Source organism: Kitasatospora sp. NPDC056783 (assembly GCF_042789895.1).
Taxonomy (GTDB): Bacteria; Actinomycetota; Actinomycetes; order Streptomycetales; family Streptomycetaceae; genus Kitasatospora.
On record NZ_JBHUAF010000320.1, the window covers coordinates 1 to 9,949 of the forward strand.

Consider the following 9,949-nt stretch of genomic DNA (forward strand, 5'->3'; position numbering starts at 1 on the left):
AGCGTGGACAGTCCGTGGACGTCCACGCTCCGGGACCGGGAGGCCCGTCCTCAGAGGGCGGCGCGCAGCACGGCGGCGGTGGCGACGGCCGCGGTGACGGCCTCGTGGCCCTTGTCCTCGGCGGAGCCCGGCAGGCCCGCGCGGTCGATCGCCTGCTCCTCGTTGTCGCAGGTCAGCACGCCGAAGCCGACCGGGACGCCGGTGTCGACACTGACCTGGGTGAGACCGGTGGTGGCCGCCTGGCAGACGTAGTCGAAGTGCGGGGTGCCACCCCGGATCACCACGCCGAGGGCCACCACGGCGTCGTAGCCGCGCTCGGCGAGGCGCTTGGCGGCGACCGGCAGCTCGAAGGTGCCGGGCACCCGCAGGACGGTCGGCTCGGCGATGCCCAGCTCCTTGAGGGCGCGGTGGGCACCGTCCAGCAGACCGTTCATCACCTTGTCGTGCCACTGGGCGGCGACGACGGCGACCTTGAGGTCTGCGGTGCCTTCGATGGTCAGCTCGGGGGCTCCGTGGCCGCTCATGTTCTGTTCCGTTCTCTGGGGTCGGGCGTGGGTCTGGGTCGGGCGTGGGAGTGGGTCCGACGTGGGTCTGGGTCGGACGTGGGGCCGGATGTGCCCCTGGTGCCGGGCGTGTCTCCGGGCTCAGGAACCGAGGCCGGGCAGGTCGTGACCCATCCGGTCGCGCTTGGTGCGCAGATAGCGCAGGTTGTGCTCGCTGGGCGCGATCTCGACCGCCTCGCGCCCCTTGACCTTGAGCCCGTGCTCGGTGAGCGCGGTCAGCTTCTGCGGGTTGTTGGTGATCAGGCTGAGCGAACGGACCCCGAGGTCCACCAGCATCTGGGCCGCGATGCTGTAGTCGCGGGCGTCGGCGGGCAGGCCGAGGTCCAGGTTGGCGTCGACGGTGTCCCGCCCCTGCTCCTGGAGCTCGTACGCGCGCAGCTTGTGGGCCAGACCGATGCCCCGCCCCTCGTGGCCGCGCAGGTACACCACCACGCCGCGCCCGGCCTCGGCGATCCGCCGCAGCGAGGCCTCCAGCTGCGGGCCGCAGTCGCAGCGCAGCGAGCCGAAGACGTCGCCGGTCAGGCACTCGGAGTGGACCCGCACCAGGACGTCCTCGCCGTCCGGCAGCCGGCCCTCCGCGTCCAGGCCGCCGGCGACCAGCGCGAGGTGCTCGACGCCGTCGATGGTGCCCTGGTAGCCGACCGCGGTGAACTCGCCGTGCGCGGTGGGCAGCGCGGTGACGGCGGCCCGGTCGACGTGCAGCTCGGTGCGGCGGCGGTAGGCGATCAGGTCCTCGATGGAGATGATCGCGAGACCGTGCTCGCGGGCGAAGGCGACCAGCTCGGGCAGCCGGGCCATGGTGCCGTCGTCGTTGACCACCTCGGCGATCGCGCCGGCCGGAGAGAGTCCGGCGAGCCGGGCCAGGTCGACGGCGGCCTCGGTGTGGCCGGGGCGGACCAGCACCCCGCCCTCGACCGCGCGCAGCGGGAAGACGTGCCCGGGGCGGGTGAGGTCGCCCGGCTCGGTGCCCGACGAGGAGAGCAGCCGTACGGTGCGGGCGCGGTCGGCGGCGGAGATGCCGGTGTCGATCCCGTCCCGGGCGTCCACCGAGACGGTGTACGCGGTGCCCTTGCGGTCCTCGTTGACCTGGGTCATCGGCGGGAGCTTGAGGCGGTCCAGCTCCTCGCCGGTCATCGGGGCGCAGATCACGCCGGAGCTGTAGCGGATGGTGAAGGCCATCAGTTCGGGGGTGGCGGCGGAGGCCGCGAAGACGAGGTCCCCCTCGTTCTCGCGGTCCTCGTCATCGACGACGACCACGGCGCGGCCGAGGGCGATGTCGGCGATCGCCCGCTCGACCGGGTCGAGGACGAGTTCGGGGTCCTCGGACTCGGCGGCGCGGGTCTGGTTCTCGGTCATGCCGTGACTCCCTGTGGAACGGTGGCGGACTTGACGCGCGACTCACGGCTGCTCAGCCACCAGGAGCGCAGGCCGAGCAGCACCAGGACGAAGTAGACGGAGTAGGTGAGGCCGGAGAAGGTGTAGCCGCTGTTGAAGGCGAACGGCACGCCGACCGCGTCGACCGCGATCCAGGCGAACCAGAACTCCACCCAGCCGCGGGCCTGGGCGACCATCGCGGCCAGTGTGCCGACGAAGATGTAGGCGTCCGACCAGGGACTCCAGGAGAGGCTGGGGAAGGACGTGAAGAGCAGGGCGAGCCCGACGGTGCCGGCCGCGGTGCCCGCCACCAGCACGAGCCGCTCGCGCCAGCTCGCGAACCGGACGGCGATCGTGCCGCCGTCGCGGCGGCCTCGCTGCCATTGCGCCCAGCCCCAGGAGGCGGTGGCGATCACGATCAGCTGCTTGCCGATGAGGCCGGGGACGTGGCCGCCGAGGTAGGCGGCGATCAGCACCGCGCCGGACAGCAGCTGGACCGGCCAGCTCCAGACCGAGCGGCGCCAGCCGAGCGCGAGCCCTCCGAGGCCGAAGATGTTGCCGATCATGTCGGCCCACTTGACGTGTTCGCCGAGGACGGTGAACGCCTCGCCGCTGAGCCAGCTCACTGGGACTCCCCCGGGGTGCCGTCGGCCGGCGGACCGGACGGGTCGGACAGGTTGGACGGGCCGGACGCGCCGGACGGGTTCGGCGGGGTGGCCGGCCCGGACAGGTTCGGCGGGGTGGGGAGCGCGCGGGACTCCAGGAGGCGCTCGACGTACTTCGCGAGCACGTCCACCTCCAGGTTGACGCTCTCACCGACGGCCTTGGCACCCAGTGTGGTCAGCGCGAGGGTGGTCGGGATGAGGCTGACGGTGAAGCTGTCCCAGGCGGCCTCCACCACGGTGAGGCTGACGCCGTCGACCGTGATCGAGCCCTTCTCCACCAGGTAGCGGGAGACGGTCTCGGGCAGCGAGAACCGCAGCACCTCCCAGCGCAGCTCGCCGGCCGCGTCGCGCTCACCGGGCTCGCGGCTCAACAGCCGCCCGGTGGCGTCGACATGTCCCTGGACGAGGTGGCCGCCCAGTCGGGCACCGAGCGCCATGGCGCGTTCCAGGTTGACCCGGGAGCCGGGCTTCAACTCGCCGAGGCTGGACCGGTTCAGCGTCTCGGCCATCACGTCGGCACTGAACTCGCCGGTGCCGGCGGCCAGTTCCTCCGGGCCGTCGACGACGGTCAGGCAGACGCCGTTGACCGCGATGGAGTCGCCGTGGCGGGCACCGGTACAGACCACCGGGCCGCGCAGGCGGATGCGCGAGGAGTCGCCGATCTCCTCGATCGACACGACCTCGCCGAGCTCTTCGATGATGCCGGTGAACACCCGGGTTCTCCTCGCGCTTGGGGCGCGGACTCCGGGGCGACATGGGAGATGACACGGACGGGCACCGGCGCACGGGCGGAGGGCGACACCCGTCACCGGGATGCCCGAAACCACCGGGAGATCGCTCACCCGGCTCGGGAGACACCGCTCCCGTCGCTACACCTGACCGAGGTCCGGGAAGGCTGTCACCTGCCGATGGACCACGGGTACTGCTCTTCGTCCGCCCGCGCACGCCTCCCATCCGGACTTTAACCGTCGGTCCAGGAATTTCACCTGGTCAACCGGCCGCTGGCTGCGGACGGGTCGCGGACTGTAACCGCCGGTTCGGATTTTCACCGACCCCGGAGTGCGCTGAACGTCACTGCTTGATGCCGACATTCTGCCACGGACGGCGCAGGGCCGGGAGGGCTTGCGGCTGTGCTCTGTTTCACGGGCCGACCGGGAATGCACGGCGGCGCGTCGTGGGCCCCGGATCCAGAGGTGCCGCCGGCCAGGGCGATCACGGCCTCGGGGACACGACTCGGGGGCACGACTCGGGTCGCGGCTTCGGGGAACGGCTTCGAAGAGGCGGTCGTGGCGTCGAGGGGGTGCCGCGCCTTCGGGGGATGCCGTGGATCATGGAACGGCGGGGGCGGCCATCGACGTGAAGTGGGTGACCACCGGCGGGTGGGCGAGGTAGCTCAGCTCGCCCTCCGACCAGACCGGCCGGATCCGCCACATCGGCCCGGCGTACCCGCGTAGGGCCTCCTCGTCGCGCCAGCGGCTCACCACGAGCACCCGGTGGCCGTCCTCGGCCACCGAGCGCAGCAGCTCACCGCCGAAGCAGCCGTCCGTACGCCCCAGCTGCGGGATCACCTGACCGGCCAGGTGCGCGCAGAACTCCTCGATGCGACCGGCCAGGACCTGCCCGGCCCAGATTCTTACGATCACGACCACCACCTCCGGCTACGGCTGGCGTCCCTGGCCCCATTATGAGCGGAAAACCGCTGGTGGGGAGGGGTGGCGACGGGGATTTTCCGAGCCGCTTCGGGAGGCCTTCCGGTCGGCCTCCGCTACATTCCCGGTATGACGACCACACCGGAATCTGCCACTTCGTCAGCCCTCCTGCCTGACCGGCCGAGCGGACTGTTCGACGCCCTCCGTACGGGCGCGCTCACCGACGCCGACCAGTTGCGCGAGGTCTACGAGCAGCCCGGCGAGCATGCGCGCCGCAAGCAGGTCGACCACCTGCACGAGGTCGCACAGCGGCTGATCGCCTGCTCCTCCCTGGTCTTCGTCGCCAGCGCGGACGCCGCCGGACGCTGCGACGTCTCCCCGCGCGGCGGCCCGGCCGGGCTGGTCTCGGTGCTCGACGAGTACACCCTGGCCATTCCGGACGCCACCGGCAACAAGCGGTTGGACACCCTGCACAACATCGTGGAGACCGGTCGGATCGGACTGCTCTTCGTCGTCCCGGGCCGGGACGCCACGCTGCGGGTCAACGGGCGGGCCTGCGTCTCGACCGACCCGGAGCTGCTGCGGCAGCTGACCGCCGTCGGCAAGCCGCCGCGCAGCGCGATCGTGGTCGCGGTCGAGGAGGTGTACGGGCACTGCCCGAAGGCCTTCCTGCGGGCCTCGGCATGGAAACCGGAGAACTGGCTGGTCAAGGACGCGCAGCCGAGTTCGGCGGAGGTCACGCTCTCGCACCTGCGGGACGAGTCCCTGACCGTGGAGATGATCGAGCAGACCGAGCGGGAGGCGCTGCTGTACCGGTACGAGTGAGGTGCCGGGGGCTCGGCGACGCGAGGGGGTGCCCGGCGGCCGGCTCGGGCGGGCCGGGTGGGCCGGGCTCCGCACCTCGCACGGTCAGGCGGCCTTGGGGACGTCCACCACCGCCGCGCCGTCGGCGGCCCGCTGGACCGCTTCGACGCCCTTGTGGGCGGCGTCCTTGCTCGCGTAGCCCTGCCCGGTGGCGACGATCTCGCCGTTGCCCGCCTTGAGCCGGAACCGGTACTTGCCACCGGCGTCCTGATAGACCTCGAACTTGCCCGCCATCCGGGCCACCTCCTCGCGGGGCCTCCTGACCGGGCGCTCGATGCGCCCGCGGTCCGGCCCCCGGCAGCACCGTGCGCCCGGCCCCGGGGCGCCCGCACCTGGTCGGCGGCCGGACGGGTGAAGCCCGGTCCACGGGGTTTCGCGGAGATGCCGGGGCGGCCCGCCGCCGGTTTGAATGGACGGATGGACTGCGTCTTCTGTGCGGTGGTGGCGGGCGACGAGCCCGCGCACCGGGTGCTGGACGACGAGGTGGCGGTCGCCTTCCTGGACCGTCGGCCGCTGTTCCCCGGACACGTCCTGGTGGTGCCGCGCGCCCACCACGCGACGCTGGCCGACCTGCCGACGACCGAGGTCGGGCCGTTCTTCCTGCGGGTGCAGCGGGTGGCGGCGGCCGTGGAGCGCGGCCTGGGCGCGGCGGGCAGTTTCGTGGCGGCCAACAACCGGATCAGCCAGTCGGTGCCCCACCTCCACGTCCACGTCGTGCCGCGCAATCCGAAGGACGGGCTGCGCGGGTTCTTCTGGCCGCGCCGACGGTATCCGGACGAGGCGGGGGCGGCGGAGGTCGCGGCACGACTGCGGGCGGCACTGGAGGCCTGAGCCGGCCACGGGCTCCGTGGCGCTCCCGCCGTTCGTACCGTTCGCACCGTTCGAGGCACGGAGGGCACGGCGGGCATGGCGGGCATGGCGGAGCGGACCGGGAGGGGCGCCGCGAGGGTGTGTCTCCGCAGGAACATCGGAGGGGATCGAAATCGTTTTCCGGGCTGACGATCCGCCCTCCGGAGGCATCTAGGCTCGCGTGCATGAACGAACTCGCCTGCCTCGTGCAGCAGACGGCCGACCGGCTCGCGGGCCGACGCGTCGGGGCGGTGGTCGCCGGGTTGGCCGGCGACGGCGTGGAGATCCGCGGCGCGGGACGGATCGGCCCGGACGGCGGCACACCAGGACCGCACACGCTGTTCGAAATAGGCTCCGTCACCAAGGTGTTCACCTCGCTCGCGCTCGCCCGGCTGGCCCTCGACGGGCGGGTCCGGCTGGACGAGCCGCTCGCCGAGGTGCTCACCGGGCCCGCGGGCGAGCCCGCCGTCGTCCCGGTCAAGGGCGCGCAGCCGATCACCCTGCGGCACCTCGCCACCCACACCTCGGGGCTCCCCCGCCTGCCCCGGGGCATGCTGATGACCTCCCTTCTGAAGCCCAACAGTCCTGATCCGTACGCCGGTTGCACGGTCGAGGAGGTGCTCGACGGACTCGCCCGGACGCGGCTGCGGGCCGTACCCGGGCGCAGCTTCCGCTACTCCAACCTCGGCGCGGGGCTGCTCGGCCTGGCCCTCGCACGGCGGTCCGGCACCGGGTACGAGGAGTTGGTGGCCCGCGAGGTCTGCGCGCCGCTGGGCCTGGTGGACACCTGCGTGCGCTCGGACGCGGAGCAGTCCGCGCGGCTGGCACACGGGCACACCCAGGGCGGTCGGCCGGTGCCGTACTGGAACCTGGCGGCCATCCCCGGGATGGGCGGGCTCCGGTCGACGGCCGCCGACCTCGTGGCGTTCCTGCGGGCCCAACTCGACGCCGAGCGCGAGCCGGAGGCGCCGCTGGCGTCCGCGATCGCCCTCACCCGGGAGACCCGTCACCGCGTCAACCCGTTCGCCTGGACGCACCTGGGCTGGCTCGGCCACCGTCTGCACACCCAGCAGGGCGGGCACCTCCAGATCTGGCACAACGGGGGCACCGGCGGCTTCCGGTCGTTCGTGGCGTTCGACCCCGAGAAGCGGGTGGGCGTGGTGGCGCTGGCCAACACCCGCCGCCCGGCCGATCCGGCCGGCACCGCGCTGCTGCGCAGGCTGCAGAACGAGTTCGCGTCGACGGGGTGAGGGCCGGGAGCCGCTCCACCGGGACAGGAGGGCCTCCACCCGCGCCACCGCCGTGACGAGCACGCCTGCCATGCCGAACTCCCTTCGCTCCGGGGGCTCCTCGGGGGAGCCGCAACTTCCGGATGCTCAGGATCGACTCTTCGCGGCCTCCGCCGACAGTGCCGATCGGCAGGTTCGGGTGTCCGCGGCCGCGGCTGCGTCCACGACCGCGCCGGGCCCGGATCGACGGCCTTCCCCGAACCTCCCGGCGCCCGGCCGCCGCCTGCGCCGAACCCGGTGGTCACGCCCTCCCCCTCCCGTGTCACCGGCACCCACCCCGGTGGCGAAGGGCTGCGGCCGGGGCGCGATGATGGCGGAGGTGCTTCAGGCCAGTATGTGCCGATTGGCACTGTCGGCGGAGGCTCCGAGCGGTCGATGCTGGGTTCCGGCAGTCGCGGTTCCCATGAGGGGATCCGCCTGGAAGAAGGGGGCCGACATGGCGGTGACGTGTTCGCCGGCACACGTGCGGTCGGCCGGTCCGGTCGCTCCGGTCGGTCGACTCGGTCCGGTGGTGCGGGTGTACCGACGGTTCCGGCCGCTGTCCCGGCGGGCTCGGGTGTGGCTGCACTCCTGCGGGGCGGCCCTCTCCCTGGTGGTCTGCCTGGCGCTCGGTGAGTGGTGGCCCGCGGCCGTGCTGGCCGCCGCCGCGGTGGTGGCGGTGAGCGGGTACGAGCGGCTGCGGCCGTCGCCCGGGCTGCGGTCGGTACGGGTCCACGAGGGCGGGCTGGTGCTGGTGTCGGCGGGCGGAGGCGAGGAGCCGCTGCCCTGGAGTGCGGTGGAGGCCACCGAGTACTCCCCCGGCGGGCCGCGCGGAGCGCACGAGCACGGGCGAATATGGCGGGTCGGAACGGGCGAGCCCCTGGCACTGGCGCACCTGTGCGGGATGGGCGGGCTGTTCCGGGAGCTGGAGGAGCGCCTTTCCCCCTGGCTCCGCGCCGCTCTGCACGAGACGCTGCGCGCCGAGGGGGGCGTCCGCTTCGCACGGGGGCGGCTGACGGTGACGGCCGGCGGGCTGGTGCACCGGCCGCCGCACCCGCTGGCCGCGACGGAGACCTACCCGTGGGCGGAGGTGTGTTCCGCCCGGGCCTCCGGCCTCGGCGAGTTGGAGATCCGAACACACTCGGCCGGGCTCCCGCTCACCTTCACGGTGCTCAACGCCCGTGCGGCCGCAGGCTTCCTGGAGGATCTCCGGATGACGGCCGTCGGGTGACCGCCGGGTGACCGCCGTTGGATGACTTCCCCCTTAAGGGCGTCAGGACCCCCACCCGGAAGGGAGCAGTACACCCCTGAGCCGACGTCAACTCACGTGCCCGCGAACTACCGTCGCCGACATGAGCCGACTTCGAGCAACCGCCGCCGCGGCCACCCTGCTGCTCGCCCTGCCGCTGTCCGTCGCCGCCGCCGCGCCCGCCCTGGCCGCGCCACCCGTCAACTCCGCCACCTCCCCGACCGGCCAGGCCACCCAGACCATCCAGGCCACCCAGGCCACCGCCCCGGTCGAACTCCCGCGCCCGACCGGGCCGTTCGCGGTCGGAGAGGAGGTCCTGCACCTGGTGGACCAGAACCGCCCCGACCCGTGGGTGCCGTCCGCCGGCCCGCGCCAGCTGATGGTCTCGATGTACTACCCCGCGCGCGCCGGGACGGGCACCCCCGCCCCGCACATGACGCCCGCGGCCGCCAGGGCGCTGCTGGACGGGAAGCTGCCGGGCAACACCCTCCCGACCGAGGCGGTGTCCGGCACCCGGACCTGGGCGGAGTCCGGCGCCCGCCCGCAGGGGAGCCACTACCCGCTGGTGGTCCTCTCCCCCGGTTTCACCATGCCGCGCGCCACACTCAGCGGCCTCGCCGAGGATCTGACCAGCCACGGCTACGTCGTGGCGGTGATCGACCACACCTACGAGAACACCGGCACCACCTTCCCCGACGGGCGGACACTCCCCTGCGAGGCCTGCGGGAAGGTCGACGGCAGCGACGACAAGGCCTCGGCCCTCCTGGAGGCGGGCCGGGCGAAGGACGTCTCCTTCGTCATCGACCAGCTGACCAACCGCCCGCACCCGGCCTGGCGGTACGCCCGGCTGATCGACCGCGACCGGATCGGCATGGCCGGACACTCGGCCGGCGGCGCCTCCACCGTCCCGGCCCTGCTCACCGACGACCGGATCCGGGCCGGGGTGAACCTGGACGGCACCATGCACTACCTGGTGCCCGAGTCCGGCCTCAAGGGCAAGCCGTTCATGATGATCGGCCACCCACTCGACAACGGCCGCCAGGACTCGACCTGGGTCACGAGCTTTGCCCGGCTGGACGGCTGGAAGCGCCTGCTGACGGTCGACGGCTCCGACCACGGCAGCTTCACCGACCTTCCGGTCTTCTTCGACGGTCTCGGCATCCCCAAGGGCCCGCACACCACCATCGACGGCCGGCGTGCCGTCGCCGTCACGCGGCAGTACGTCGGGGCGTTCTTCGACCTCCAGCTGAAGGGCATCCCGCAGCCGCTGCTCGACGGGCCCAGCGCCGCCTACCCCGAGGTGCGGTTCACTCCCTGACGACCGCCCTCCGCCGCACCCGGCGACAGGGCACCCGGTCGGGGGCGTGCGGTGCGCGCCGACGGGCCCGTCCTGTCGCGGTGGGGGCGGCGCTCAGCCCGGGACCCCCCCCGCGGGGCGGGGGTCGCGCCGCCGCCGGGGGGGGCCCCC

General features: G+C 73.3%; 11 protein-coding genes and 1 riboswitch. Of the genes, 5 read left to right on the forward strand and 6 right to left on the reverse strand.

Annotation, left to right across the window (positions count from 1 at the left end; genetic code table 11):
* Positions 1-50: 50 nt before the first annotated feature.
* The 5 genes from ribH to ACFRMQ_RS31630 form a co-directional block, all read right to left on the reverse strand.
* Positions 51-524, reverse strand: coding sequence for a 6,7-dimethyl-8-ribityllumazine synthase (gene ribH / locus ACFRMQ_RS31610; RefSeq protein WP_380734145.1), 474 nt, complete (start codon positions 522-524; stop codon positions 51-53).
* Between the two features lie 120 nt (positions 525-644).
* Positions 645-1,919, reverse strand: a complete 1,275-nt coding sequence (locus ACFRMQ_RS31615) for a bifunctional 3,4-dihydroxy-2-butanone-4-phosphate synthase/GTP cyclohydrolase II (RefSeq protein WP_380734146.1) — start codon at positions 1,917-1,919, stop codon at positions 645-647.
* Positions 1,916-2,563, reverse strand: a complete 648-nt coding sequence (locus ACFRMQ_RS31620; RefSeq protein WP_380734147.1) for a nicotinamide riboside transporter PnuC — start codon at positions 2,561-2,563, stop codon at positions 1,916-1,918. The genes ACFRMQ_RS31615 and ACFRMQ_RS31620 overlap by 4 nt, the downstream gene beginning before the upstream one ends.
* Positions 2,560-3,315 (reverse strand): riboflavin synthase, encoded by a 756-nt coding sequence (locus ACFRMQ_RS31625; RefSeq protein ID WP_380734148.1) that lies wholly within the window; start codon positions 3,313-3,315, stop codon positions 2,560-2,562. Before ACFRMQ_RS31625 ends, ACFRMQ_RS31620 begins: the two co-directional genes overlap by 4 nt.
* Positions 3,316-3,540: 225 nt before the next feature.
* Positions 3,541-3,668, reverse strand: a riboswitch (FMN riboswitch).
* A 262-nt stretch (positions 3,669-3,930) separates the two neighbouring features.
* Entirely contained in the window at positions 3,931-4,245 is a 315-nt protein-coding gene (locus ACFRMQ_RS31630; RefSeq protein ID WP_380734150.1) for an antibiotic biosynthesis monooxygenase family protein, read from the reverse strand.
* Between the two features lie 135 nt (positions 4,246-4,380).
* Here ACFRMQ_RS31630 and ACFRMQ_RS31635 point away from each other — a divergent pair, with 135 nt between their 5' ends.
* Complete coding sequence (locus ACFRMQ_RS31635) at positions 4,381-5,076, forward strand: MSMEG_1061 family FMN-dependent PPOX-type flavoprotein (RefSeq protein ID WP_380734151.1); 696 nt, start codon at positions 4,381-4,383, stop codon at positions 5,074-5,076.
* An 84-nt stretch (positions 5,077-5,160) separates the two neighbouring features.
* Here the strand turns inward: ACFRMQ_RS31635 and ACFRMQ_RS31640 are convergent, their stop codons facing one another.
* A complete protein-coding gene (locus ACFRMQ_RS31640; RefSeq protein WP_380734152.1) occupies positions 5,161-5,349 on the reverse strand; it encodes a YegP family protein in 189 nt (62 codons plus the stop codon).
* A gap of 183 nt (positions 5,350-5,532) precedes the next feature.
* Here ACFRMQ_RS31640 and ACFRMQ_RS31645 point away from each other — a divergent pair, with 183 nt between their 5' ends.
* From ACFRMQ_RS31645 to ACFRMQ_RS31660, 4 genes are all read left to right on the forward strand, one after another.
* Positions 5,533-5,946, forward strand: a complete 414-nt coding sequence (locus tag ACFRMQ_RS31645; protein WP_380734153.1) for an HIT family protein — start codon at positions 5,533-5,535, stop codon at positions 5,944-5,946.
* Between the two features lie 203 nt (positions 5,947-6,149).
* Positions 6,150-7,214, forward strand: coding sequence for a serine hydrolase domain-containing protein (locus tag ACFRMQ_RS31650; RefSeq protein WP_380734154.1), 1,065 nt, complete (start codon positions 6,150-6,152; stop codon positions 7,212-7,214).
* A gap of 556 nt (positions 7,215-7,770) precedes the next feature.
* The gene (locus ACFRMQ_RS31655) at positions 7,771-8,463 is read left to right on the forward strand and encodes a hypothetical protein (RefSeq protein WP_380734155.1); all 693 of its coding nucleotides are present in this window, start codon (positions 7,771-7,773) and stop codon (positions 8,461-8,463) included.
* Between the two features lie 121 nt (positions 8,464-8,584).
* On the forward strand, positions 8,585-9,799 hold the full coding sequence (locus ACFRMQ_RS31660) for an alpha/beta hydrolase family protein (RefSeq protein WP_380734156.1): 1,215 nt from the start codon (positions 8,585-8,587) through the stop codon (positions 9,797-9,799).
* The last annotated feature ends 150 nt before the right edge of the window (positions 9,800-9,949 follow it).

Coding starts and splice junctions, on each gene's coding strand:
- ribH (WP_380734145.1), bottom strand. CDS start 524: ATGAGCGGCCACGGAGCCCCCGAGCTGACCATCGAAGGCACCGCAGAC.
- ACFRMQ_RS31615 (WP_380734146.1), bottom strand. CDS start 1,919: ATGACCGAGAACCAGACCCGCGCCGCCGAGTCCGAGGACCCCGAACTC.
- ACFRMQ_RS31635 (WP_380734151.1), top strand. CDS start 4,381: ATGACGACCACACCGGAATCTGCCACTTCGTCAGCCCTCCTGCCTGAC.
- ACFRMQ_RS31640 (WP_380734152.1), bottom strand. CDS start 5,349: ATGGCGGGCAAGTTCGAGGTCTATCAGGACGCCGGTGGCAAGTACCGG.
- ACFRMQ_RS31645 (WP_380734153.1), top strand. CDS start 5,533: ATGGACTGCGTCTTCTGTGCGGTGGTGGCGGGCGACGAGCCCGCGCAC.
- ACFRMQ_RS31650 (WP_380734154.1), top strand. CDS start 6,150: ATGAACGAACTCGCCTGCCTCGTGCAGCAGACGGCCGACCGGCTCGCG.
- ACFRMQ_RS31660 (WP_380734156.1), top strand. CDS start 8,585: ATGAGCCGACTTCGAGCAACCGCCGCCGCGGCCACCCTGCTGCTCGCC.